The organism is Mycobacterium sp. NGS17 (assembly GCF_059813205.1).
Genome location: NZ_JCALED010000010.1, coordinates 113,370 through 136,624 on the forward strand (window position 1 = coordinate 113,370; position 23,255 = coordinate 136,624).

A 23,255-nucleotide genomic window follows, 5' to 3' on the forward strand; every position below is an offset into this window, starting at 1 on the left:
TTGGGCTCATCCGAGCCGAAAGGATTGGTATGACAACGGCGGTTGACCACCCCCTCTTCGCGCGGATCTGGCCGATCGTCGCCACCCATGAAGTCGAGGCGATCCGGGCCATGCGCCGGGAAAATCTGGCCGGCCTGCGCGGCCGGGTGCTGGAGGTAGGCGCCGGAATCGGCACGAACTTCGCTCTCTACCCGGACTCCGTCGACGAGGTGATCGCGATGGAGCCCGAACCGCGGCTGGCGACCCTGGCCCGTGCCGCCGCCGACGTGGTGCCCGCCCGCGTCGTCGTGACGGGCGAGACGGTCGAAGCGTTCAGCGGCGCGGAGCCCTTCGACGCGGTGGTGTGCTCGCTGGTGTTGTGCTCGGTGAACGACCCGGGCGACGTGTTGCGGCGCCTGTACTCGTTGCTCAGGCCGGGCGGGGAGCTGCGGTATCTCGAGCACATCGCCAGTGTCGGTGCGCGGGGCCGGATTCAGCGCGTGGCCGATGCGACGTTGTGGCCACGGCTCTTCGGCAACTGCCATACCCATCGCGATACCGAGCGCTCGATCGTCGAGGCGGGATTCGAAGTAGACACGTCGCGGCGGGAGTTCACGTTGCCGTCCTGGGCGCCCATGCCGGTCTCCGAGCTCCTGCTCGGCCGCGCGCGCCGGCCCTGACCGGCCGTCCCGTCAGTTCAGCAGGGCCGGTAGCCGCTGCAACAGGCCGGGCAGAGCCTGGCTGGCCGTCTCACGCATGCTGAGGGTCACGCTGCTCGACAACGGAGTCACCTCGGGATTGACCTCGATGACGGCGGTGCCGCGCGACAGGGCCAGCTCGGCCAGCCCGGCCGCCGGATAGACGATCGCCGAGGTCCCGACCACCACCATCACGTCGGCGGCCTCGGTTGCCTCGACGGCGCGCCGCCATGGCTCGTCGGGCAGCTGTTCACCGAACCACACGATGTCGGGCCGGATGAGGCCCCCGCAATGACATACCGGGGGATCCACCTCCAGCGCCGGTTCGGGCATCGCGGGCAGCGCGCCGGAGTAACGCGTATTGCAACGCGCGCAACGGAATTCGAACAGACTGCCGTGCAGATGATGAACCGAGTGGCTGCCCGCGCGCTCGTGCAGGTCGTCGACGTTCTGGGTGATGACGCTGACCTGGGCGTCGTCCTGCCAGGCCGCGATGGCGCGATGGCCCGCATTCGGTTGCACATCGGCGACCAGATAGTGGCGCCACAGATACCAGCCCCAAACCCGCTGCGGGTTGTCGCGCCAGCCCTGGGTGCTGGACAGCTCGTAAGGGTCGAAGCGAGCCCATAACCCGTTCTTGTCGTCGCGGAAGGTCGGCACGCCGCTTTCCGCGGAGATCCCCGCGCCGCTGAGCACGGCAATTCGCATCCCCCCAACATAGCCGGGAGTGGGGGATACTGGACGGGTGGAGCTGGGTGACTGGTTGAAGGTCGACATGAAGGCGGGAAAGCCGTTGTTCGACCAGCTCAGGACGCAGGTCATCGACGGGGTCCGGGAGGGCGCGCTGCCGCCCGGCACCCGCCTGCCCACCGTTCGGGATCTGGCCGGCCAGCTCGGCGTCGCCGTCAACACCGTAGCGCGGGCCTACCGGGAGCTGGAGACCTCCGCCATCATCGAAACCCGCGGGCGTTTCGGCACTTTCATCGCCCGTTACGACCCGACCGACGCCGCGATGGCGGCCGCGGCGCGCGAGTACGTCCGGGTCGCGCGCGGACTCGGCTTGGATAAGGACGACGCGGTGCGCTACATCGAAGCGGTGCCCGACGAGTAAGGCGGGCGTCGAAAAGCCTTGACGGGCAAGCTGTCTGGAGCCACTCAGCGCAACACCTTGTTCAGTGTGCGTAGATTGCGCGTCGTGGTCGACGACTTGTACCGCGGTTTGCCCATCGTTTTGCCGATGCTGCTGTCCAGGGTGCTGCCCTTGGGCACCTGCCAATAGACCACGCCTTCGCCGCGTCGGATCTTCTCGGTGGGACCCGCGTCCTTGCCCAGCGCGGCGAGCTCGTCCAGCACGGCGGCGTCGGCGACGAACGTGACGTAGGACTGATAGCCGTCGAGCTCACGCTCGAACGGGTAGGCGTCGACCACGCCGCGCACCGTGTCGATGTCGTAGGCGAGCACCCACGCGTCGTAGCCGAACCGGTCGCGCAACGCGGCTTCGGCCTTCTTGCGCACCGACGCCACGCCACCGGAAGATTCCAGCAGCACGTTGCCGGTCGCCAGGACGGTCCGGACCTCGGTGAATCCCGCCTCGGTGAGTGCCGCCGCCACGTCGGCCATCTTGAGATTGACGCCCCCGACGTTGACGCCACGCAGGAAGGCCGCGTACTTGGTCATGCCCCGATTTCACCAGGGTGGCCGCGGGACGAATACCTCGGGCCCGCGCGACGTAGGCTTTCGTCATGGGACGCCAAGTCTTCGACGACAAACTGCTGGCCTTGATCAGCGGCCACTCCCTTGGGGTGCTGGCCACCATCAAGCGTGACGGGCGGCCTCAGCTTTCGAACGTGAGTTACCACTTCGACCCGCGCAGCGTGGTGATCCAGGTGTCGATCACCGAGCCGCGCGCCAAGACCCGCAACCTGCGCCGCGACCCGCGGGCCTCGATCCTGGTCGACGCCGACGACGGCTGGTCGTACGCCGTCGCGGAGGGTACCGCCGAGCTGACCCCCCCGGCGGCCGCGCCCGACGACGACACCGTGGAGGCGCTGATTGCGTTGTATCGCAACATCGCCGGTGAACATCCGGACTGGGACGAATACCGCGAGGCCATGGTCACCGACCGGCGGGTGCTGCTGCGCCTGCCGATCTCCCACCTGTACGGCATGCCGCCGGGGAAGCGGTAGCCGCGGCGCGTAGGCGAACCGTTCCGCCAGCCCCGGGCTAGGCTGTCCCGTATGGCTGAATCGAATGCCCGGCAAGGTTCGACGTCGTCGGGCGCCGCGGGATCACCGGAGTCGGACGACGACACCAAGCGCAAATTCCGCGAAGCCCTGGACCGCAAGATGGCGAAGTCATCGGGCGGATCCGACCACAAGGACGGTGCCGCCAAACGATCTCGGGCGCACGGCGCGGTGGGAAACCGCCGAGAATTCCGCCGCAAGAGCGGCTGACGGCCGCTGGGCGTCGGCTAGCAGTCTTGTTGTTTCTCAACGCTTTTGGCAGCTCACGGCGTCAGCCTTCCGGTGCCGCGAATAGGCCGATCGACGGGTCCGCTTGGCCGGGCATGCCGCGCAGGCTTCCCCGGGTGCTCGGATGTTCGAAGTTCACCTGCGACGGGTCGTTCTGATATGCCCAGTCCGCCACGATGGTGCGTTGGCTGAACGTCCAGCGGCCGTCGTGTTTGGTGTACGTGTCCAGGTATCGCCCGCCGATGATGACGTCGATGTCGTGTTCGGGGCCGGCGAAGGTGTGAAACACCAGGCAGTAGACCTCACCGCGGGCGCTGTCGCCGTCGATGGCGAAGTTCGTCGTGGTGATGTTGTGTTGGGAGACACGCACATACGGTTCCGCGGCTTGCAGCTGCGCGATGAACCCTTCGACGCCCCCGGTTGAAAACGAGCCGTGCGAATCGGTCGCCTCGGGGTGGTACAGGCTGCGCAGGGTGTCATAGTCGGCGCGGTCGACCGCCCGGCAATAGGCGGTGACGAGCTGATGCAGCTCGTCGCGAGCCAGCATCAGTGCCAGCTTGCTCTCATCCACCACCACGCCACGATAACCCGGTCATTGCTGCTGAGTAGTCTTGCGACAATGGGTCCCCGGTCCCAGGGTGCTGCGCGGAAGGAAGATCGTTGACAGTGAAACTTTGCCTGGCTCAAGATCCTGAGGCCGACAAGCTGCTGGACGAGAGTCCGTTGGCGTTGCTCATCGGGATGGTTCTGGATCAGCAGGTGCCCTTCGAGACGGCGTTCGCGGGCCCGAAGAAGATCGCGGACCGGATGGGCAGCTTCGATGCCGCCGAGATCGCGGACTACGACCCGGCCAAGTTCGCGGCATTGTGCTCGCAAACGCCTGCGATACACCGCTTTCCGGGATCGATGGCCAAGCGTATCCAAACGCTGGCGCAGATCATCGTGGACCGCTACGACGGCGATGCGGCCGGATTGTGGACCGCCGGCGACCCCGACGGACGCGAGCTGCTGCGGCGGATCAAGGGATTGCCCGGATTCGGGGAAGTGAAGGCGCAGATCTTTTTGGCGCTGCTCGGCAAGCAGTACGGCGTGACGCCGAAAGGCTGGCGCGCGGCTGCGGGGGACTTCGGCCGGGCCGGTGCGCATATCTCGGTCGCCGACATCGTCGACGCCCAATCGATGGGGAAAGTGCGCGCCTACAAGAAGCAGATGAAAGCGGCAGCCAAAGCGGCGAAGTAGCAGGTCCAGGAGAAGGGAAGGGCGACAACGTGAAGACACACATAACGTGTCCGTGCGGCGAAGCCATCGTCGGCAAGGACGAGGACGAACTGGTCGAGCTGACCCAAGCTCACCTCGCCAGCGTTCATCCTGGCCTCGAGTACGACCGCGACGCCATCCTGTTCATGGCGTACTAGCTGCACTGCCCGACGCGAATGCGCGTGCCCCGCTCGGGGACACGCGCATTCGCAGGCGATGAGACGATGGCGGCGCCGTCCGCTACGGCACCACCGTCGAGCCGATGGTGGGCAGGAACTGGCACTGCTTTTCCTTCGTGGTGACCTGCCCGAAGATCGTCGACATCACGCTGCCCGAGCCGGTGTCGGCGATAGCGCTCAGTGTCGTCGGCCCCTCCGGATTGATGTCCGGGCGCGGCTTGAGCGCGACGGTCCCGGACTTGCCGGTGGTCAGGTTCACCCAGGTGACGTTCAGCGGCAGCTTCTGCACCTCGGCGGGTCCGGGGGTACCGACCGCGGTGAAGACGTAAGCGGTCTGGCCCGGCCCCGGGCCGGGGAGCGGAATCTTGGCCGGCCCCGCGACCGACAGCGCGGTGGCGATGGCGTTGGTGCCGTCCGCCAGGCAGTTGGTGCCGATCGACGGGTACATGAAGTCCTGCGTGGGCGGCGTGTCAGGGCCGAAACCCGGAGCAGCCGCCGCGGGAGCCGGTGCCGGTGCGGGCGCCGGTGCGGCTTCCGGTGCGGGAGGTGCCGCCGGTGCCGCGGGAGGTGCCGCCGGTGCCGCGGCGGGCACCTTCGACCATTCGGCCGGGCCCGGTGCGGCGGGCGCCGCCGCGGGGGCGGGGCCTGCCGCGTGGGCCGGGTCGATGCCGGCCGGCAGGTGTGCCTCGGGCGTCGGAGCAGCAGCTGGCGCGGGAGCGGCCTCGGGTGCCGCAGCGGGGGCCGGGCCGGCGGCGTGGGCCGGGTCGATGCCGGCCGGCAGGTGGGCCTGCAAACCGGGTTCCACCCCTGTCGCGGGCACGTGCTGCGCCGGTGCGACGGGCTCGGCCACGAATTGATTGACTGCCGCCGCAACGTTTTTGGACTCAGTGGGTGTGCTCGGGTTGTGGGCGAAAGCCTGCGCGGCGGCCATCAGCAGCTGCGTCGCTTGCTGAGGGTCGGTGGCCGCTTGCTGGATGAGCGGGCCCAGCTGTGACAAGGCGGGCAGACCCGGCAGCCCTTGCGCCGCGTTCGGTTGCGGTATCGGCTGCGGCGCCGCCGGGTCGGCTGCCGCGTTCGGGCAGAGCCCGAACGCGACAGCCGATGCCGTGACGACAGCGGCCAAACCTTTGGACAGATTCCAAGTGGTTGCCACGGTGTCCTCGGTTCTCAGTAGTGGTTTAGCCGTTTACGAACTGATCAGGGCAGGGCGGCAAGCAGCGGCGCTGCCGGTCCTGCCGGGCTGGGCGCCGGCGCGGGTGCCCCGGGCGCGGCAGGAGCCTGACCCGAAGCGAGCGCCGGCAGATCCTGCGGGAGCGTCACTTTCGGAGGCACACTGACCGGCAGGCCGGCCGGCATCGCCGGCATGTTGACCTGCGCCTGCGGTAGTTGCGGGGCCGGCGGAGTGGCCGGTGCCGCCGGTGACGACAGCCCCGGGATCGCGGGCAGGCCCGGGATCGACGGAGCGGCCGGGGCGGCGGGGCCCGCAGCTGCGGGCTGCGCACCCGTGAGGCCCTGGAGCATCCCCGGAATGCCGCCGGTCGCCGTCGATGGCGCGGCGGGGGCCGCCGACTGCGCCAGTCCCGGAACGAGGGGGCTGGCCGCCGGAGACGACGCCGGGGCGGTGGGACTCGTCGGCGCGGTCAGTCCGGGAATCGACGGAAGACCCGCCGCCGGAGCCGCCGCGGTTGCCGGCGAGGTGGCTGCCGGAACACCCGGGAAGCTGATGCCCGGGGTGGCCGGAGCCGCCGGCGGCGTGGCGCCGAGTGCGGTCGCGAGGTTCTGCAGGATTTGCGGTGCATTGGCCGCCGAACTGATCAGCTGCTGCGGAATGTTCGGCACGGCCGGGGCGGGCACGGGGTCGGCGTGGGCGATACCGCCCGTCAATAGCGCTGCGGACGAGCCGACCACGACGGCGGCTGCACGCATGTAAGTCCAGATGGTTGGCATGACTCTCCCTGATTGATCGATTACAGGTCCCGTCGCTGAAGCTACTTTGATGCAGATGGGACTCAAGTGACACGTGTGGCATTTATAGACTCGTTACGGATACGAGTGAGATCGGTGACCGAACGCGTCGAATAAGCGGCTAACGGCCCTTTATCGGTGGGCGTGCGACCCGATGGCGCTGCGACGCGTTGCCCGCTCGCTAAAGTCGGGCGGATAGACACCACCTCGGCCGCTCCGGCGGCATGCAAGCCCCAGCGGTTGACGGGCGCCCTTCAGGTGGCCGCGCCGATGCTGCTCATCGCGAGCATCGCCGCGCGGTTGGCCTGGACGTATCTGGCTCCCAACGGCGCGAACTTCGTCGACCTGCACGTGTACCTCGGCGGATCCGCCGCGATCGACCACCCGGGCACCTTGTACAGCTACGTCTACGCCGACCAGACGCCGGACTTCCCGCTGCCGTTCACCTACCCGCCGTTCGCGGCGGTCGTGTTCTACCCACTGCACCTGCTGCCGTTCGGCCTCGTTGCCTTCCTGTGGCAGGTCGCGACCATGGCCGCGCTGTACGGGGCGATCCGGCTCAGTCAGCGGTTGATGGGCGTCGCGGCCGGCGCCGCCGGCCGGCGCGTCGCTATGTTGTGGACGGCGGTCGCCATCTGGATCGAGCCGCTGCGCAGCACATTCGATTACGGCCAGGTGAACGTGTTGCTGATGGCCGCGGTCCTGTGGGCCGTGTGCACCCCGCGATGGTGGCTGTCGGGGCTGCTGGTCGGTGTGGCGGCGGGAATCAAGTTGACTCCCGCGATCACCGGCGTCTATCTGGTCGGCGCCCGCCGGTGGGCAGCCGCGGTGTTCTCAGCGGTCGTTTTCGTTGCCACGATTGGGATTTCGGCTTTGGTCGTGGGTGACCAGGCCCGGTACTACTTCACCGAGCTGCTGGGCGATGCCCACCGGGTGGGACCCATCGCCACCTCGTTCAATCAGTCCTGGCGCGGCGGAATTTCGCGAATCCTGGGCCACGACGTCGGATTCGGTCCACCGCTGCTGGTCGCCGTCGCCGTCACAGCCGTGCTGGCCGTGCTGGCCTGGCGCGCCCTGGACCCCTCGGACCGGTTGGGCAGGCTGCTTGTCGTGGAGTTGTTCGGGTTGCTGCTCTCACCGATCTCCTGGACCCATCACTGGGTGTGGCTGGTACCGCTGATGATCTGGGCGATCCACGGCCCGGCGCGCGAGCGAAGGGGAGCGCGCATCGTCGGCTGGGGCTGGCTGGCGCTCACCCTGATCGGTGTGCCGTGGCTGCTGAGCTTCGCCCAGCCGACCATCTGGCAGATAAGCCGGCCGTGGTATCTGGCCTGGGCCGGGCTGGTTTACATCGTGGCGGCGGTGGCCACGTTGATCTGGATCGCGGCAACCGGCAGCCGAGGGCCCGGTAGCGCGCCGAGCGTCACGCCAGCGTGACGACCTACGCCGAGCGTCACGCCAGCGTGACGACCCGCGTCGAGCGTCACGCCAGCGTGACGACCCACGCCGAGCGTCACGCCAGCGTGACGACCCACGCCGAGCGTCAGGCTTCGGAGCGCTAGCCGTCGACGATGCCGTTGATGTCGCGAGCCATTTCGATGTCGTTTTTGGTGATGCCGCCCTCGGAGTGCGTGACGAGAACGAAAGTCACTGTCCGCCAACGAATATCGATGTCGGGGTGATGGTCCTTGCTCTCCGCGTGCTCGCCCACCCGGCGCACGGCGTCGATGCCGGCGAGAAAACTCGGAAATTTGATCGAGCGGCGCAGGGCGCCGTCGGCGCGCTCCCATCCGGTGAGATCCGGCAGTGCGGCGTCGACTTGCTCATCCGTTAACACAGCCATGCCTCGACGGTATACCGTCAACCGGCCATGCCGGGGGAGATGATTTCGCTGCCGATCAAGGATTAGGCACAGACCCCCGGATTGCGTCCCGTCGCCCGACCGAGTGGTCGGCTACGAGGCGACAGCGGGACCCGGCGCCTGATTTTTCTGGTCCAGCTGCACCACGACGCTTTCCTCCGGCGGGTTGTTTCGTTCCTGGTACGCCGACTCGAGGATGTCCGGAACCCGCTGAAGGTCGCGGGCGACGCCCATCAACTCTTCCAGGATCATGATCCGTTGCTGATTCGACTCGGCCAGCGCCGCCCTGGCCTGCTCATCGGAATGACGAGCCCGCTGTTTTGCCTCGGCGAGGAGTTGTTCGCGCTCATGCTGGGCTTGCTGCCAAGCCTCATCGATGGCCGATTGGGCGTCAGCCCGCATCCGGGCGAGTTCGGCGTCGAACTCTCTCCTGGTTGCCGCGCACTCCGTCTCGACCGCCTTTCGCTGCGCGGTGATGTCCGCCAGCAACTCCCGGTGCTCTCGCTGGGCGGCCTCGGTCTCGGCCTCCGCCTGGGCGATCAGCGCGTCTACCTCGGCGCGCGACTCGCTCTGCATCTGGGAGATCTCATCGAGCGCACGCCGCAGCAACTTCGCCATCCGATGTTGCATCGCGTAGGGCGACGGCGAGGTGTCTGAGAGCAGGGCGACCTCATCCGTGAGGCAGGCGACTTCAATCCGCAGCGCGGCCGCTTCATCGCTGAATTCGTTCCGCTGGGCCCGACAGTTCTGAAGTCCGTCGACGAGGAACTGCTGCTTGGCGAGCAACACTTGGATGTAGGCATCGACCGCGGCCGGGTCATAGCCCCTGAAGGTGCGGGGGAACGTCGTTGCGGATTCGGTGCTCATTGCCAACCCCCATTCCGGGAAGTGCCCATTAGAGATGGTGAACGACTAGGACCGAGTATCCCACGGTCGCGCTCAAACTGTAAGAGAGCCACTGTGCTGCAAGGGATTTCGATCCACATCACGCCGGTTTGATGGCATTGAGGCTGATGTCGGCCTTCGCGAGGCACGGGCGTCGTGCCCGGCTGAGGGCCCCGACGGTATACCGTCACTGGCCATGCCGACCCAGATCGTCGTCGCCGCCGCCCTGATCTGCGACGCCAAGGTCTTGGTGGCACAACGCGACCGACCGCCGGAGCTGGCCGGTCGCTGGGAACTGCCCGGAGGCAAGGTGGCGCCGGGTGAAACGGAGCGCGACGCGCTGGCCCGCGAGCTGGCCGAAGAGCTGGGCCTGGCGGCCGTCGACGTCGCCGTCGGCGACAGGCTGGGCGACGACATCGCGGTGGACGGCCGGTTCACGCTGCGGGCCTACCGCGTGCGCCTGATCCGGGGCGAACCCGACGCCCGCGACCACCGGGCGTTGCGCTGGATCACGGCGGCTGAGCTGCACGATCTCGACTGGGTGCCGGCCGATCGCCGCTGGTTGGCAGACCTGGCCCGGGCCCTTTGACGGCTACCTCATAACAAGTCCACAGACTTCCGGCAGCTTATGTACAGCCGCGTTGCAGGTCCTCGCGGTGAACTGAATAGAACAATATGACTTGTAATAACGACGCCACACGAAGCTGCCCTGAATGTGCGTGCCGATAGCGAGCCGAATGCTGGTTAAGACCATGCCGACGCGGCCACCGGGCCGGGCCGGTTCGCTCGCCGGTGCGCAAAAACCGATGCTCACGATGCCTTTTTCGTCGCGCGGCGGACCTGATCTCGCCCCCGATCCAGACCTATGCTGGTGCTGTATTGCCCTCCAGCCCGCGGGCCTGCGAAGCCGCGTTGAGGCGATCCGGGCTGGTGCGGGCGCGTGGTTCACAAGGCCGGTTGCCGAGCACAACGCGTACGGAGCCGAACAAACGGCCTGGCGGCGAGGCGCGACACCGACTAGGAGGAGTACTTCTTGACTGTCACACCTCACATCGGCGGAGCGCTCGAGGAGCTCTTGGAGCGCAGTGGGCGCTTTTTCACGCCGGGCGAGATCTCGGCCGACCTGCGCACGGTCACGCGCGAGGGCGGCCGCGAAGCCGACGTGTTCTACCGCGATCGGTGGAGCCATGACAAGGTGGTGCGCTCGACGCACGGGGTGAACTGCACCGGGTCGTGCTCGTGGAAGATCTACGTCAAAGACGGGATCATCACCTGGGAGACCCAGCAGACCGACTACCCATCGGTGGGTCCGGACCGGCCGGAGTACGAGCCCCGCGGCTGTCCGCGAGGTGCGTCGTTCTCGTGGTACAGCTACTCGCCGACCCGCGTGCGCTACCCGTACGCCCGGGGCGTGCTGGTCGAAATGTATCGGGAGGCCAAGGCGCGGCTGGGCGACCCGGTGCTGGCATGGGCCGACATCCAGGCCGATCCGGAACGTCGTCGCCGCTATCAGCAGGCGCGTGGGAAGGGCGGGCTGATTCGGGTCACCTGGGCCGAGGCCACCGAACTGATCGCCGCCGCCCACGTGCACACGATCAAGACGTACGGACCGGATCGCGTCGCCGGATTCTCGCCGATCCCGGCGATGTCGATGGTGTCCTACACCGCCGGCTCGCGGTTCTTCGAGCTGATCGGCGCCCCCATGACGTCGTTCTATGACTGGTATGCCGACCTCCCGGTGGCCTCGCCGCAGGTGTTCGGCGACCAGACCGATGTGCCCGAATCCGGGGATTGGTGGGACGCGGCGTATTTGATGATGTGGGGCTCCAACGTCCCGATCACCCGCACGCCCGACGCGCACTGGATGGCCGAGGCGCGCTACCGCGGCACCAAGGTGGTGACCGTCAGCCCGGATTACGCCGACAACACCAAGTTCGCCGATGAGTGGATGCCCTGTGCGGCCGGGACCGACGGGGCGCTGGCCATGGCGATGGGTCACGTCATTCTCTCGGAATGCTATGTGAGCAAGCAGGTTCCTTTCTTCATCGACTACTCCCGCCGCTACACCGACCTACCGTTTTTGATCAAGTTGGAAGAACGCGGCGACATGCTGGTGCCGGGGAAGAACCTGACGGCAGCGGATTTGGGCGAGGCCTTCAAGAGCTCGGAGAACGCGGCGCTCAAACCCGCGGTGCTGGACGAAACGACCGATTCGGTTGTGGTGCCGCACGGTTCGCTGGGTTTCCGGTACGGCGAATCCGGGGTCGGGAAGTGGAACCTGGATCTCGGCGACCTGGTACCGGCGCTCAGTGTGCGAGACGCACACGGCGCCAACGGGGACCTCAGCACCGCGCTGGTGCACCTGCCCAGCTTCGACACCGTCGACGGCGAGGGCACAACCGTGGCGCGCGGTGTCCCGGTACGCCGTATCGGTAAACACCTGGTGTGCACCGTCTTCGACCTGATGCTCGCCCAATACGGTGTCGCGCGGCCCGGGCTGCCCGGCGAATGGCCCACCGGCTACGACGACGCCACCCAGCAGAACACGCCGGCGTGGCAGGAAGCGATCACCGGCGTGTCGGCCGCCCAGGCCATCCGCGTGGCAAGGGAATTCGCGCACAGCGCCGAGGAATCCGGCGGCCGCTCGATGATCATCATGGGCGGCGGCATCTGCCACTGGTTCCACAGCGACGCGATCTACCGTGCGGTGCTGGCGCTGCTGATGCTGACCGGATCGATGGGCCGCAACGGCGGCGGCTGGGCGCATTACGTAGGCCAGGAAAAGGTCCGGCCGCTCACCGGCTTCCAGACGATGGCAATGGCCACCGACTGGGTGCGCCCGCCGCGACAGGTGCCCGGCGCCTCGTATTGGTACGCACACACCGACCAATGGCGCTACGACGGATACGGGGCGGACAAGCTGGCCAGCCCGGTGGGGCGAGGTAGGTTCGCGGGCAAGCACACCATGGACCTGCTGGCGTCCGCGGTGGCCATGGGATGGAGCCCGTATTACCCCCAGTTCGACCGGTCCAGCCTGGACGTCGCCGACGAGGCGCGCGCCGCCGATCGCGACGTCGCCGACTACGTCGCCGAACAACTGGGCCAGCGCAAGCTGAAGCTTGCCGTGACGGACCCCGACAACCCGGTGAATTGGCCACGGGTGCTTACCGTTTGGCGCGCCAACCTGATCGGCTCGTCGGGCAAAGGCGGCGAATACTTCCTGCGCCACCTGTTAGGCACCGATTCCAACGCTTCGGCGCTGCCGCCGGAGGACGGCGTGCGGCCCACCGGTGTGACGTGTGAGGGCGACATCCCCGAGGGCAAGCTCGACTTGATGATGTCGATCGACTTCCGGATGACCTCGACAACGCTGGTGTCCGACATCGTGCTGCCGGCGGCGACCTGGTACGAGAAGGCCGACATTTCCAGCACCGACATGCACCCCTATGTGCACGCCTTCAGCGCCGCTACCGATCCGCCGTGGGAAACCCGTTCGGACTTCGATGCTTTCGGTGCGATCGCCCGCGCCTTCAGCGCCATGGCCAAGGATCACCTGGGCACCCGCACCGATGTGGTGCTCAGCGCGCTGCAGCACGACACCCCGGATGCGATGGCCTATCCCGATGGCACCGAACAGGATTGGCTGCACTCCGGCGCGACGCCGGTGCCCGGCCGCACCATGGGCAAGCTCACCGTGGTGGAACGCGACTACACCGCCGTCTACGACAAGTGGCGGACCCTGGGCCCGCTCGTCGACAAATTCGGCTTGACCACCAAGGGCGTCACTGTGCACCCCTTCCGGGAGGTCGAGGAGCTCGCCGCCAAGTTCGGGGTGCTGAAATCGGGTGTGGCCGCGGGACGTCCGGCCATCACCAGCGCCTCGCGGATGGCCGACGTGCTGCTGTTGCTGTCCGGAACGACCAACGGCAGGCTGGCGGTCGAGGGTTTCCACGAACTGGAGAAGCGCACCGGTCAACGGCTGGTGCATCTGGCCGAGGGCAGCGAAGACAAGCGCATCAGCTACGCCGATACGCAGGCGCGGCCGGTTCCGGTGGTCACCAGCCCGGAATGGTCGGGCAGCGAGACGGGCGGCCGTCGCTACGCGCCGTTCACCATCAACATCGAGAACCTCAAGCCGTTCCACACCCTCACCGGACGGATGCATTTCTATCTCGCGCACGACTGGGTCGAAGAGCTCGGCGAGCACCTGCCCGTGTTCCGGCCGCCGCTGGACATGGCGCGCCTGTTCGGCCAGCCCACGCTCGGCCCATGCGAGGACGGCATCGGGCTCACCGTGCGTTATCTGACCCCGCACTCGAAGTGGTCGTTCCACTCCACCTACCAGGACAACCTGTACATGCTCTCGTTGTCGCGAGGTGGCCCGACGATGTGGATGAGCCCAGGCGACGCCGCCAAAATTCAAGTGCGCGACAATGATTGGGTCGAGGCGGTGAATGTGAACGGCATCTATGTGTGTCGGGCGATCGTCTCGCACCGGATGCCCGACGGCGTGGTCTTCGTCTACCACGTCCAGGAGCGCACCGTGGACACGCCGCGCTCCGAAACCAACAACAAGCGCGGCGGTAACCACAACGCGCTGACGCGGGTGCGGATCAAGCCCAGCCACTTGGCCGGTGGCTACGGCCAGCACGCGTTCGCGTTCAACTACCTGGGGCCGACCGGTAACCAGCGCGACGAGGTTACCGTCGTGCGCCGTCGCAGCCAGGAGGTGCGGTACTGATGCGCACCGACGCGACGCGGCAGGGGGGAGCGCGATGAAGGTCATGGCGCAGTTGGCGATGGTGATGAACCTCGACAAGTGCATCGGTTGTCACACCTGTTCGGTGACCTGCAAGCAGGCGTGGACCAATCGGCCCGGCACCGAATACGTCTGGTTCAACAACGTCGAAACCCGTCCCGGACAAGGGTATCCGCGCACTTACGAGGACCAGGAGCGATGGGGCGGCGGCTGGATCCGCGACAAGAAGGGCCGGCTGCGGCTGCGCGACGGTGGCCGCCTGCACAAGCTGCTGCGGATCTTCGCCAATCCGAAATTGCCCCTGATCGGCGACTACTACGAGCCCTGGACCTACGACTACGAGAACCTGACCACGGCGCCCGCGGGCGACACCTTTCCCACCGCCGCACCCAAGAGCCTGATAACCGGTGAGCCGACGAAGATTTCGTGGGGACCGAACTGGGACGACAACCTGGCCGGGTCGCCGGAGATCCTGGCCGAAGACCCGATCCTGAAGAAGGTCAGCGAAGAGGTCAAGCTCTCGCTCGAAGAAACCTTCATGTTCTACCTGCCCCGCATCTGTGAGCACTGCCTCAACCCATCCTGCGTGGCGTCGTGCCCGTCGGGTGCGATGTACAAGCGCAGCGAGGACGGCATCGTCCTGGTCGACCAGGACCGCTGCCGCGGCTGGCGGATGTGCGTATCCGGATGTCCTTACAAGAAGGTCTATTTCAACCACAAGACGGGCAAGGCCGAGAAGTGCACGCTGTGCTATCCCCGCATGGAGGTCGGCTTGCCGACCATCTGCTCGGAGACGTGTGTGGGCCGGCTGCGCTACCTGGGCGTGGTGCTCTACGACGTCGACAAGGTGCTGCAAGCCGCCTCGGTGGAAAAGGAGACCGATCTCTACCCGGCGCAGTGCGAAATCCTGCTGGACCCAAACGATCCGGAGGTCATCGCCGGCGCGCGGGCGGAGGGCATTCCGGACGAGTGGATCGAGGCCGCGCAGCGTTCGCCGGTGTACGCGCTGATCCACACCTACCAGGTGGCGCTGCCGCTGCACCCGGAATACCGCACCATGCCGATGGTTTGGTACATCCCGCCGCTCTCGCCGGTGGTCGACGCGGTCAGCCGCGACGGGCACGACGGGGAAGATATCGGCAACCTGTTCGGCGCGCTGGACGCGCTGCGCATCCCGATGCAGTACCTGGCCGAACTGTTCACCGCCGGAGACACCGCTGTGGTCGAGGGCGTGCTGCGGCGGCTGGCGGCAATGCGTTCCTACATGCGCGACATCAACCTCGGCCGCGAGACCCAGCCGCACATCCCCCATTCGGTCGGGCTGACCGAAGAGGAGATCTACGAAATGTACCGGCTGCTCGCCATCGCGAAATACGAAGAGCGCTACGTCATTCCGACCGCGTTTGCGCCGCAGGCGCGCGAGCTCGAGGACATGGGCTGCTCGTTGACGGGTGAGGGTGGCCCCGGCATGTACGAGTCGGATCCGGTGGTGTCGGTGGAGACCTTCCACACCCTCAAGCAGCGCGGCGACGATCCGGCCAACAGCCGGCGATCGACGCGGGTGAACCTGCTCAACTGGGACGGTGGCCAGGTGCCGTCCGGAATGTTTCCCGAAGAGCAGCACCGATGAAATTGCTTTCGGCGCTCCGTGAGCGCTCCAGCAGCCGGGCGATGCAGGATCGTCTGGTGTGGCAGGCGGCGTCGCTGCTGCTGGCCTACCCGGACGACGTATTGAGCGAGCGACTGGACGTCGTCGACGAGTTGCTCAGCCATATCGGGGGTTCCGCGGCGTCGCTGCTCGGGCAGACGGTGGCGTCGCTGCGGACCCGCGAGCCGATGGCCGCCGCGATGGACTACGTCGCCACCTTCGACATGCGCCGGCGCGCCACGATGTACCTGACCTACTGGACCGCGGGGGACACCCGCAACCGGGGACGGGAGATGCTGGCGTTCGCCACCGCCTACCGCGAGGCCGGTGTGGCGCCGCCGGGCGGCGAGGCGCCCGATCATCTGACCGTGGTGCTCGAATTCGCCGCCACCGTGGATCCCGAGGCCGGTCGGCGACTGCTGAACCAGCACCGAGTGCCCATCGAAGTGCTGCGCGGCGCGCTGGCCGACGCCAAGTCGGTCTACGAGCCGACCGTGGCGGCGGTCTGCGAGACCCTGCCCGCCGCAACAGATCAGGAAGCCCGTCGCGCCGATCGGCTGGCGAAAGCCGGACCTCCGGCGGAAGCCGTTGGGCTGCAACCGTTTACCCTGACCGTGCCACCCCGGAAAGGAACGCCGAGTGTTTAGCAACGTCCTGTTCTGGGACATCGCGCCCTACGTCACGCTGTCGGTGCTGATCGTGGGCACCTGGTGGCGCTACCGCTATGACAAGTTCGGCTGGACGTCGCGGTCCTCCCAGATCTATGAGTCGCGACTGCTGAGCATCGCCAGCCCCATCTTCCATTTCGGCATCCTGGCGGTGTTCGCCGGACACGTGATGGGGCTCTTCGTCCCGCCGAAGGTCACCCAGATGATGAAGATGAGCGACCACTTCTACCACCTGCAGGCGGTCATCGCCGGGTCGATCGCCGGCATCGCGACGCTGATCGGCATCGGGTTGCTGATCTACCGCAGGTTCACCCGCCCGGCGGTCACCATGGCCACCAGCCGCAGCGACAAGGTGATGTACGTGGTGCTGCTGCTGGCCATCGTGGTGGGCCTGTACTGCGACCTGATCGGCACCGGCCCGCACGGCGGCGAATTCCACTACCGCTACACCGTCGGTATGTGGTTCCGCCGGATCTGGATATTCCAGCCGCACGGTGAGGTGATGATCAACGCGCCGCTGGACTACCAGCTGCACGCCCTGATCGGCATGGTGCTGTTCACGCTGTGGCCCTTTACCCGGCTGGTGCACGTCTTCAGCGCCCCGGTCGTCTACCTGTTTCGGCCCTACATCGTCTATCGCAGCCGCGAGGCCGCGGCCAAGGGCGAACTCGTCGGTACCGCACCGCGCCGGCGGGGCTGGTAAGCGTCCGGCCTGCGATTTGGTTGTGCGGCCAGGGCGACGACACGCCGACCCGGCCCGCCGCCACCGCACACTGAACGCCGTAGCCGCCCGCTAAGGGCGCCCGGCCACCAGCCGGTTCGCTATCCCGGGCGCCCGCTGCCACAATCACCGACGTGCTATTTCGCAACGTCGCCATCGTCGCCCACGTCGACCACGGAAAGACCACCCTGGTCGACGCGATGCTGCGGCAGTCGGGCGCGCTGCACCACCGCGGCGACGACGCTGTCGAACGCCTCATGGACTCCGGGGACCTGGAGAAAGAAAAGGGCATCACGATCCTGGCCAAGAACACGGCCGTGCATCGCAAGCATGAGGACGGAACGACGACCGTCATCAACGTCATCGACACCCCGGGCCACGCCGACTTCGGCGGCGAGGTGGAGCGCGGACTCTCCATGGTCGACGGGGTGCTGCTGCTGGTCGACGCCTCCGAGGGCCCGCTGCCGCAGACCCGTTTCGTGCTGCGCAAGGCCCTGTCCGCCCACCTCCCGGTGATCCTGGTGGTCAACAAGACGGACCGGCCGGACGCCCGGATTTCCGAGGTCGTCTCGGAGAGCCACGACCTGCTGCTCGACGTCGCATCGGACCTCGACGAGGACGCCCAGAAGGCCGCCGAGGCCGCCCTCGACCTGCCGACGCTGTACGCGTCGGGACGGGCGGGCATCGCCAGTACGACGGAACCGGCCAACGGTGAGAACCCCGAGGGCGACAACCTCGATCCGCTGTTCGACGTGCTGCTCGAGCACATCCCGCCGCCGCAGGGCGATCCCGAGGCGCCGTTGCAGGCGCTGGTCACCAACCTCGACGCCTCGGCCTTCCTCGGCCGGCTCGCGCTGATCCGCATCTACAAGGGCCGGATCCGCAAGGGCCAGCAGGTGGCCTGGATGCGCGAGGTGGACGGGCATCCCGTCATCACGAACGCGAAGATCACCGAACTGCTGGTGACCGAGGGCGTGGAACGTACCCCCACCGACGAGGCGATCGCCGGCGACATCGTCGCGGTCGCGGGCATTCCGGAGATCATGATCGGCGACACGCTGGCCGACCCGGACCACGCGCACGCGCTGCCGCGCATCACCGTCGACGAGCCCGCCATCTCCGTGACCATCGGCACCAACACCTCGCCGCTGGCGGGCAAGGTGAAGGGCCACAAGTTGACCGCTCGCATGGTGAAGTCGCGGCTCGACGCCGAACTCGTCGGCAACGTCTCCATCAAGGTCGTCGATATCGACCGGCCCGACGCCTGGGAGGTACAGGGCCGCGGCGAGCTCGCGCTGGCGGTGCTCGTCGAGCAGATGCGCCGCGAGGGTTTCGAGCTCACGGTCGGCAAGCCGCAGGTCGTCACCCAGACGATCGACGGCAAGCTGCACGAGCCCTTCGAGGCGATGACCATCGACTGCCCCGAGGAGTTCGTCGGCGCCATCACCCAGCTGATGGCCGCCCGCAAGGGCCGCATGGAAGAGATGACCAACCACGCGGCGGGCTGGGTGCGGATGGACTTCGTCGTGCCCAGCCGCGGCCTGATCGGTTTCCGCACCGATTTCCTCACCCTGACCCGCGGCACCGGCATCGCCAACGCCGTGTTCGACGGCTACCGGCCGTGGGCGGGGGAGATCCGGGCCCGCCACACCGGGTCGCTGGTGTCCGACCGCACGGGCACCATCACACCGTTCGCCATGATCCAGCTCGCCGACCGCGGCCAGTTCTTCGTCGAACCCGGCCAGGACACCTACGAGGGGATGGTCGTCGGGATCAACCCGCGCGCAGAGGATCTCGACATCAACGTCACCCGCGAGAAGAAGCTGACGAACATGCGGTCGTCGACCGCCGATGTCATCGAAACGTTGGCCAGGCCGCTCGAGCTCGATCTCGAGCAGGCCATGGAGTTCTGCGCGCAAGACGAATGCGTCGAGGTGACCCCGGAGATCGTGCGGGTGCGCAAGGTCGAGCTGGACGCCACGGCGCGGGCTCGCACCCGATCGCGCGCCAAGGCACGGGGTTAACACCGCGTGGCCGGACGGCCCGCTGCGCGGCTGCTCGATACCCTGAGCAGCGTGCCGAGACGAGTCCGCCGTTGGTTGATGGTGCTCGCCGGCCTGATCTTGCTGGTCGGACTCGTCCTCTCGGCCTGCACCGTCAACCCGCCGCCGGCGCCGCAGAGCACCGATACGCCGCACAACTCGGTGCCGCCGCCGCCCCGGGTCAGCGAGATCATCATGGGCATCGACTCGATCGGGGCGGGCTTCAATCCACATCTGCTGTCCGACCTGTCCCCGGTGAACGCGGCGATCAGCGCGCTGGTGCTGCCGAGCGCGTTTCGGCCGGTCCCCGACACCAACATGCCGACCGGCTCGCGCTGGGAGATGGACCCGACCCTACTGGTGTCCGCCGACGTGACCAGCCAGAACCCGTTCACGGTCACCTACAAGATCCGGCCCGAGGCGCAGTGGACCGACAACGCGCCGATCGCCGCCGACGACTTCTGGTACCTGTGGCACCAGATGGTCAGCCAGCCGGGCGTCGTCGACCCGGCCGGCTATGACCTCATCACCGGCGTGCAGTCCCTCGAGGGCGGCAAGCAGGCGGTGGTCACCTTCGCCGAACCATATCCGGCGTGGAAGGAGTTGTTCAGCAACATCCTTCCGGCGCACATCGTCAAGGACGTGCCCGGGGGTTTCGCGGCCGGGCTGGCCCGGGCGCTTCCGGTCACCGGCGGGCAGTTCCGCGTGGAGAGCATCGACCCGCAGCGCGACGAGATCCTGGTGGCGCGCAACGACCGCTACTGGGGGCCACCGGCCAAACCCGCGCTCATCCTGTTCCGGCGCGCCGGAGCGCCGGCCGCGCTGGCCGATTCCGTGCGCAACGGCGACACCCAGGTGGCGCAGGTGCACGGCGGGTCGGCGGCCTTCGCTCAGCTGTCCGCCATTCCCGATGTCCGGACCGCCCGCATCGTGACGCCGCGCGTCATGCAGCTCACGCTGCGGGCCAACGAGCCCAAATTGGCTGACACGCAAGTCCGTAAGGCGGTCTTGGGGCTGCTGGACGTGGACCTGCTCGCCGCGGTCGGCGCGGGCAGCGACAACACCGTCACCCTGGACCAGGCCCAGATCCGTGCGCCGAGCGACCCGGGATATGAGCCCACCGCCCCACCGGCGATGTCGACGCCGGCCGCGTTGGCGCTGCTCGAGGGGGCCGGCTACAAGGTGGAACCCAACTCCTCGGCGTCACCCGCGCCCGCCCCGCCCAACACCGGGCCGCCCGAGGTCATCCGCGGCCGGATCAGCAAGGACGGCCAAGAGCTCTCACTGGTCATCGGGGTCGCGGCGAATGACCCGACCTCGGTCGCGGTGGCCAACACCGCCGCCGACCGGTTGCGCAACGTCGGCATCGCCGCGACCGTGCTGGCCCTGGACCCGGTCACCCTGTATCACGACGCGCTGAACGACAACCGCGTGGACGCGATCGTCGGCTGGCATCAGGCCGGCGGAAACCTGGCGACCCGGCTCGCGTCCCGGTACGGCTGTCGCGCACTGGAATCGACCCAGGTGCCCGTTTCCAACGGGCCGGCGCCCTCGCCGTCGCCCACCGCCGGTCCCACGCCATCCACCGGGCCGACCGCCACGTCGACCACGCCGACGACGACGCCGCCCCCCAGCCGTCCGGCCGATCCCGGCGCCCTGGTGCAGGCGCCGTCGAACCTGACCGGGATCTGCGATCGCAGCATCCAGTCCAACATCGACGCCGCCCTCAACGGCACCAAGAACATCAACGACGTGATCACCGCGGTCGAGCCGCGCTTGTGGAACATGTCGACCGTGCTGCCGATCCTGCAGGACACCACGATCGTCGGGGCCGGTCCCAGCGTGCAGAACGTCAGCTTGTCCGGTGCGGTTCCGGTCGGCATCGTCGGCGATGCCGGCCAATGGGTCAAGACCGGGCCGTAACTCGCGGGTCAGCCTGCGGGGCCCGCGGCCCGCGGCGGGATCACGGTGTCGACGATCAGCGCCAGCTCACGCCGGTTCGGTGGTGCTCCGTTCAGCAGGAAGTGCTGGTTGATCAGGGCCGACCCGATGCGTGCGGTGAGTGGAGTGACGACCTTCGGATCGAGGTCGCCGTCTTCGATGGCGGCCTGCAGGATCGATTCCACGATTTTCATCCGCGGCCGCACCACCGCATCGGCGAAGATGGCCCGCATCTCGGGTTCATGCAACAGCTGATGGATGACGTCCAGCCCCGGGAAGCCGGTCTTCCCGGCCAGCAGGTCACGCTGGGCGGAAAACATCGCCAGCAGGTTCTCCCTGGCCGACCGGCCGGAACGCAGTTCGGGCAGCGGCGGCAGCGCGAAAACCAAAGCGGCATGCACCAGCTCGCATTTGGTGTCCCAGCGCCGGTAGAGCGCGGCCTTGCCGGTGTGGGCGCGCGCCGCGATTCCCTCCATGGTCAGGCCCCCGTAACCGACTTCGGTCAGCTCGGCGAGGGTGGCCTCGTACAGGGCGCGTTCCAGGACCTCACCTCGCCGGCGGCTTCGGTTCGTGGTCTGGTCTTCGTCCGTGAGCTGGGGCACGCCTTGATAGTAGCCGTGCGCGTTCCTATCCGCCGCTTACCGACGGGTAGCCGCCGGGCCGCCGCGATAGTGGCCGCTGACGGTAGGGTGCCGTCCATGCCTGAGACGCCGCGGCTGCTGTTCGTCCACGCGCATCCCGACGACGAAAGCCTCGGCACCGGCGCCACCATCGCCCACTACGCCGCCCGCGGGGCCGACGTCCGCGTCGTCACCTGCACGCTGGGCGAGGAGGGCGAGGTGATCGGCGATCGTTGGGCCGGACTCGCCGTCGATCGCGCGGACCAGCTCGGCGGCTACCGGATCGGCGAATTGACCGCCGCGCTGCGGGCGCTGGGCATCGACGAACCCCGCTATCTCGGCGGCGCCGGCCGATGGCGCGATTCGGGCATGCGGGGCACGCCGGCGCGGCACCGGCAACGGTTCATCGATGCCGACGAGCGCGAGGCCGTCGGCGCGCTGGTGGCCGTCATTCGCGAGCAGCGCCCGCACGTCGTCGTGACGTACGACCGTGGCGGCGGCTACGGCCATCCCGATCACGTGCACGCGCACCGGATCACGGTGGCCGCCGTGGCGGCGGCCGGCCCGGGACCCGGCGCCGCCGACTTCCCCGGCGAGGCCTGGGCCGCACCGAAGTTGTACTGGTCGGTCTTCGCGAGCCGCGCATTCGAGGCGGCCATGTCGGCGCTGACGCCCGAGGATCTGCGGCCGGAGTGGTCGATCCCGCCCAAAGAGGAGTTCACCTTCGGCTACGCCGACGACGACATCGACGCCGTCGTCGAGACCGGACCGAAGGCGCTGGCGGCCAAGCGGGCGGCGCTGGCCGCGCACGCCACCCAGGTGGTGGTCGGGCCGACCGGTCGGGCCTGCGCGCTATCGAACAACGTGGCGATACCGATATCGGGGAGCGAGCATTACGTGCTCGCCGCCGGTGCCGCGGGAGAGCGCGACGAGCGCGGTTGGGAAACGGACCTGCTCGCGGGGCTTGGTCTCCCGGAGGCCTCGACGCGGTAAGCTGCCAAACAGGCAGCCACGGAAGGAATTCGCATGGACCCCGACCTGGACCCTAACCAGCAGCACTGGCAGGACCGGCTGGACAACTTTCAGTGGGTGATCGGCTCCATCTTGTCCAACATCGACAGCGTCCCGACCTGACCGAAACCAAGCCACGCGTCGCCTCCGTCGACGACAGCGGTGCCACCGACCCCGCGATCCGTTTCGTCGTGTTGGCCCTCTTGGCGGTCGACGGGGTGCTCTCCGCACTCGCCGGAGCTCTGCTGCTGCCGCTCTACCTCGGTACGGTTCCCTTCCCCGTCAGCGGACTGGTCTCCGGACTGGTCAACGCGGCGCTGGTGTGGGCCGCCGGTCGCTGGACCGGCTCACCCCGCGCGGCGGCCCTGCCGTTGTGGACGTGGCTGCTGACGGTGGCGGTGATCAGCATGGGCGGCCCGGCCGATGACGTCATCCTGGGCGGTCGCGGCTTGATGGCATACGGGGCCTTATTGCTGCTGGTCCTGGGCGTCGTACCACCCGTATGGGTGCTATGGCGGCGCGGCCAGGGCGGCTGACGCTCGGCCGGGAT

At 67.9% G+C, this 23,255-nt stretch carries 24 protein-coding genes; 16 read left to right on the forward strand and 8 right to left on the reverse strand.

All coding sequences use genetic code 11. The features are described 5' to 3' along the window. The first annotated feature begins 29 nt into the window (after positions 1–29). Entirely contained in the window at positions 30–659 is a 630-nt protein-coding gene (locus tag AC5Y7E_RS20620) for a class I SAM-dependent methyltransferase (protein WP_499918277.1), read from the forward strand. Between the two features lie 12 nt (positions 660–671). Here the strand turns inward: AC5Y7E_RS20620 and AC5Y7E_RS20625 are convergent, their stop codons facing one another. Then, a complete protein-coding gene (locus tag AC5Y7E_RS20625; RefSeq protein WP_499950571.1) occupies positions 672–1,385 on the reverse strand; it encodes an NAD-dependent deacylase in 714 nt (237 codons plus the stop codon). 37 nt (positions 1,386–1,422) lie between these two features. On the opposite strand from AC5Y7E_RS20625, the gene AC5Y7E_RS20630 reads away from it, so the two are divergent. Beyond that, a complete protein-coding gene (locus tag AC5Y7E_RS20630; RefSeq protein WP_067352016.1) occupies positions 1,423–1,788 on the forward strand; it encodes an Rv1152 family transcriptional regulator in 366 nt (121 codons plus the stop codon). A gap of 44 nt (positions 1,789–1,832) precedes the next feature. On the opposite strand, the gene AC5Y7E_RS20635 is transcribed toward AC5Y7E_RS20630, so the two are convergent. Continuing rightward, a complete protein-coding gene (locus AC5Y7E_RS20635) occupies positions 1,833–2,354 on the reverse strand; it encodes a DUF1697 domain-containing protein (RefSeq protein ID WP_499950572.1) in 522 nt (173 codons plus the stop codon). A 65-nt stretch (positions 2,355–2,419) separates the two neighbouring features. Here AC5Y7E_RS20635 and AC5Y7E_RS20640 point away from each other — a divergent pair, with 65 nt between their 5' ends. Both AC5Y7E_RS20640 and AC5Y7E_RS20645 read left to right on the forward strand, forming a co-directional pair. Then, a complete protein-coding gene (locus AC5Y7E_RS20640) occupies positions 2,420–2,863 on the forward strand; it encodes a PPOX class F420-dependent oxidoreductase (protein WP_499918274.1) in 444 nt (147 codons plus the stop codon). A 51-nt stretch (positions 2,864–2,914) separates the two neighbouring features. Next, complete coding sequence (locus tag AC5Y7E_RS20645; protein WP_499918273.1) at positions 2,915–3,130, forward strand: DUF5302 domain-containing protein; 216 nt, start codon at positions 2,915–2,917, stop codon at positions 3,128–3,130. A 61-nt stretch (positions 3,131–3,191) separates the two neighbouring features. On the opposite strand, the gene AC5Y7E_RS20650 is transcribed toward AC5Y7E_RS20645, so the two are convergent. Next, the gene (locus AC5Y7E_RS20650) at positions 3,192–3,725 is read right to left on the reverse strand and encodes a nuclear transport factor 2 family protein (RefSeq protein WP_499950573.1); all 534 of its coding nucleotides are present in this window, start codon (positions 3,723–3,725) and stop codon (positions 3,192–3,194) included. Positions 3,726–3,814: 89 nt separating this feature from the next. Between AC5Y7E_RS20650 and AC5Y7E_RS20655 the strand changes: the two genes are divergently transcribed. Together AC5Y7E_RS20655 and AC5Y7E_RS20660 are read left to right on the forward strand one after the other, a co-directional pair. Beyond that, the gene (locus tag AC5Y7E_RS20655; protein ID WP_499950616.1) at positions 3,815–4,387 is read left to right on the forward strand and encodes an HhH-GPD-type base excision DNA repair protein; all 573 of its coding nucleotides are present in this window, start codon (positions 3,815–3,817) and stop codon (positions 4,385–4,387) included. A gap of 29 nt (positions 4,388–4,416) precedes the next feature. Next, the gene (locus tag AC5Y7E_RS20660) at positions 4,417–4,563 is read left to right on the forward strand and encodes a hypothetical protein (protein ID WP_003875447.1); all 147 of its coding nucleotides are present in this window, start codon (positions 4,417–4,419) and stop codon (positions 4,561–4,563) included. An 82-nt stretch (positions 4,564–4,645) separates the two neighbouring features. Here AC5Y7E_RS20660 and AC5Y7E_RS20665 read toward each other — a convergent pair whose 3' ends face one another. Together AC5Y7E_RS20665 and AC5Y7E_RS20670 are read right to left on the reverse strand one after the other, a co-directional pair. Beyond that, positions 4,646–5,755, reverse strand: a complete 1,110-nt coding sequence (locus AC5Y7E_RS20665; protein ID WP_499950617.1) for an Rv1157c family protein — start codon at positions 5,753–5,755, stop codon at positions 4,646–4,648. Between the two features lie 26 nt (positions 5,756–5,781). Further along, on the reverse strand, positions 5,782–6,531 hold the full coding sequence (locus AC5Y7E_RS20670; protein WP_499921587.1) for a hypothetical protein: 750 nt from the start codon (positions 6,529–6,531) through the stop codon (positions 5,782–5,784). 156 nt (positions 6,532–6,687) lie between these two features. On the opposite strand from AC5Y7E_RS20670, the gene AC5Y7E_RS20675 reads away from it, so the two are divergent. Next, positions 6,688–7,986, forward strand: coding sequence for a mannosyltransferase (locus AC5Y7E_RS20675; RefSeq protein WP_499950574.1), 1,299 nt, complete (start codon positions 6,688–6,690; stop codon positions 7,984–7,986). A 121-nt stretch (positions 7,987–8,107) separates the two neighbouring features. Here the strand turns inward: AC5Y7E_RS20675 and AC5Y7E_RS20680 are convergent, their stop codons facing one another. Together AC5Y7E_RS20680 and AC5Y7E_RS20685 are read right to left on the reverse strand one after the other, a co-directional pair. After that, a complete protein-coding gene (locus AC5Y7E_RS20680; protein WP_499921583.1) occupies positions 8,108–8,392 on the reverse strand; it encodes a 4a-hydroxytetrahydrobiopterin dehydratase in 285 nt (94 codons plus the stop codon). A gap of 111 nt (positions 8,393–8,503) precedes the next feature. Next, positions 8,504–9,277, reverse strand: a complete 774-nt coding sequence (locus AC5Y7E_RS20685) for a DivIVA domain-containing protein (protein ID WP_499921582.1) — start codon at positions 9,275–9,277, stop codon at positions 8,504–8,506. A 214-nt stretch (positions 9,278–9,491) separates the two neighbouring features. On the opposite strand from AC5Y7E_RS20685, the gene AC5Y7E_RS20690 reads away from it, so the two are divergent. The 7 genes from AC5Y7E_RS20690 (at position 9,492) to AC5Y7E_RS20720 (ending at position 21,056) form a co-directional block, all read left to right on the forward strand. Next, entirely contained in the window at positions 9,492–9,884 is a 393-nt protein-coding gene (locus AC5Y7E_RS20690; RefSeq protein WP_499921580.1) for a (deoxy)nucleoside triphosphate pyrophosphohydrolase, read from the forward strand. A gap of 444 nt (positions 9,885–10,328) precedes the next feature. Beyond that, entirely contained in the window at positions 10,329–14,036 is a 3,708-nt protein-coding gene (locus AC5Y7E_RS20695) for a nitrate reductase subunit alpha (RefSeq protein ID WP_499921579.1), read from the forward strand. A gap of 34 nt (positions 14,037–14,070) precedes the next feature. Continuing rightward, positions 14,071–15,684 (forward strand): nitrate reductase subunit beta, encoded by a 1,614-nt coding sequence (gene narH, locus AC5Y7E_RS20700; protein WP_499921578.1) that lies wholly within the window; start codon positions 14,071–14,073, stop codon positions 15,682–15,684. Further along, positions 15,681–16,349, forward strand: coding sequence for a nitrate reductase molybdenum cofactor assembly chaperone (narJ, locus tag AC5Y7E_RS20705; protein ID WP_499921576.1), 669 nt, complete (start codon positions 15,681–15,683; stop codon positions 16,347–16,349). The genes narH and narJ overlap by 4 nt, the downstream gene beginning before the upstream one ends. Continuing rightward, positions 16,342–17,073: a respiratory nitrate reductase subunit gamma gene (narI, locus tag AC5Y7E_RS20710; RefSeq protein WP_499921575.1), complete on the forward strand. Its 732-nt coding sequence runs from the start codon at positions 16,342–16,344 to the stop codon at positions 17,071–17,073. The genes narJ and narI overlap by 8 nt, the downstream gene beginning before the upstream one ends. Before the next feature lie 152 nt (positions 17,074–17,225). After that, a complete protein-coding gene (gene typA / locus AC5Y7E_RS20715) occupies positions 17,226–19,115 on the forward strand; it encodes a translational GTPase TypA (RefSeq protein WP_499950575.1) in 1,890 nt (629 codons plus the stop codon). A gap of 78 nt (positions 19,116–19,193) precedes the next feature. Then, complete coding sequence (locus AC5Y7E_RS20720; RefSeq protein WP_499950618.1) at positions 19,194–21,056, forward strand: ABC transporter family substrate-binding protein; 1,863 nt, start codon at positions 19,194–19,196, stop codon at positions 21,054–21,056. An 8-nt stretch (positions 21,057–21,064) separates the two neighbouring features. Here AC5Y7E_RS20720 and AC5Y7E_RS20725 read toward each other — a convergent pair whose 3' ends face one another. Then, positions 21,065–21,676 (reverse strand): TetR/AcrR family transcriptional regulator, encoded by a 612-nt coding sequence (locus AC5Y7E_RS20725; RefSeq protein ID WP_499921572.1) that lies wholly within the window; start codon positions 21,674–21,676, stop codon positions 21,065–21,067. Between the two features lie 96 nt (positions 21,677–21,772). On the opposite strand from AC5Y7E_RS20725, the gene mshB reads away from it, so the two are divergent. Further along, the gene (mshB, locus tag AC5Y7E_RS20730; protein WP_499950576.1) at positions 21,773–22,687 is read left to right on the forward strand and encodes an N-acetyl-1-D-myo-inositol-2-amino-2-deoxy-alpha-D-glucopyranoside deacetylase; all 915 of its coding nucleotides are present in this window, start codon (positions 21,773–21,775) and stop codon (positions 22,685–22,687) included. A 92-nt stretch (positions 22,688–22,779) separates the two neighbouring features. Continuing rightward, positions 22,780–23,241 carry a hypothetical protein gene (locus tag AC5Y7E_RS20735; protein WP_499950577.1) on the forward strand — a complete coding sequence of 154 codons (462 nt, stop codon included), beginning with the start codon at positions 22,780–22,782 and terminating at the stop codon, positions 23,239–23,241. Positions 23,242–23,255: the final 14 nt, after the last annotated feature.

Bases quoted from the DNA above. Each gene is read 5' to 3' on its own strand.
- AC5Y7E_RS20680 (WP_499921583.1), bottom strand. From the start codon at position 8,392: ATGGCTGTGTTAACGGATGAGCAAGTCGACGCCGCACTGCCGGATCTC.
- AC5Y7E_RS20625 (WP_499950571.1), bottom strand. From the start codon at position 1,385: ATGCGAATTGCCGTGCTCAGCGGCGCGGGGATCTCCGCGGAAAGCGGC.
- AC5Y7E_RS20635 (WP_499950572.1), bottom strand. From the start codon at position 2,354: ATGACCAAGTACGCGGCCTTCCTGCGTGGCGTCAACGTCGGGGGCGTC.
- AC5Y7E_RS20690 (WP_499921580.1), top strand. From the start codon at position 9,492: ATGCCGACCCAGATCGTCGTCGCCGCCGCCCTGATCTGCGACGCCAAG.
- AC5Y7E_RS20670 (WP_499921587.1), bottom strand. From the start codon at position 6,531: ATGCCAACCATCTGGACTTACATGCGTGCAGCCGCCGTCGTGGTCGGC.
- narH (WP_499921578.1), top strand. From the start codon at position 14,071: ATGAAGGTCATGGCGCAGTTGGCGATGGTGATGAACCTCGACAAGTGC.
- AC5Y7E_RS20645 (WP_499918273.1), top strand. From the start codon at position 2,915: ATGGCTGAATCGAATGCCCGGCAAGGTTCGACGTCGTCGGGCGCCGCG.
- AC5Y7E_RS20685 (WP_499921582.1), bottom strand. From the start codon at position 9,277: ATGAGCACCGAATCCGCAACGACGTTCCCCCGCACCTTCAGGGGCTAT.
- narJ (WP_499921576.1), top strand. From the start codon at position 15,681: ATGAAATTGCTTTCGGCGCTCCGTGAGCGCTCCAGCAGCCGGGCGATG.
- AC5Y7E_RS20720 (WP_499950618.1), top strand. From the start codon at position 19,194: ATGGTGCTCGCCGGCCTGATCTTGCTGGTCGGACTCGTCCTCTCGGCC.
- mshB (WP_499950576.1), top strand. From the start codon at position 21,773: ATGCCTGAGACGCCGCGGCTGCTGTTCGTCCACGCGCATCCCGACGAC.
- AC5Y7E_RS20620 (WP_499918277.1), top strand. From the start codon at position 30: ATGACAACGGCGGTTGACCACCCCCTCTTCGCGCGGATCTGGCCGATC.
- AC5Y7E_RS20640 (WP_499918274.1), top strand. From the start codon at position 2,420: ATGGGACGCCAAGTCTTCGACGACAAACTGCTGGCCTTGATCAGCGGC.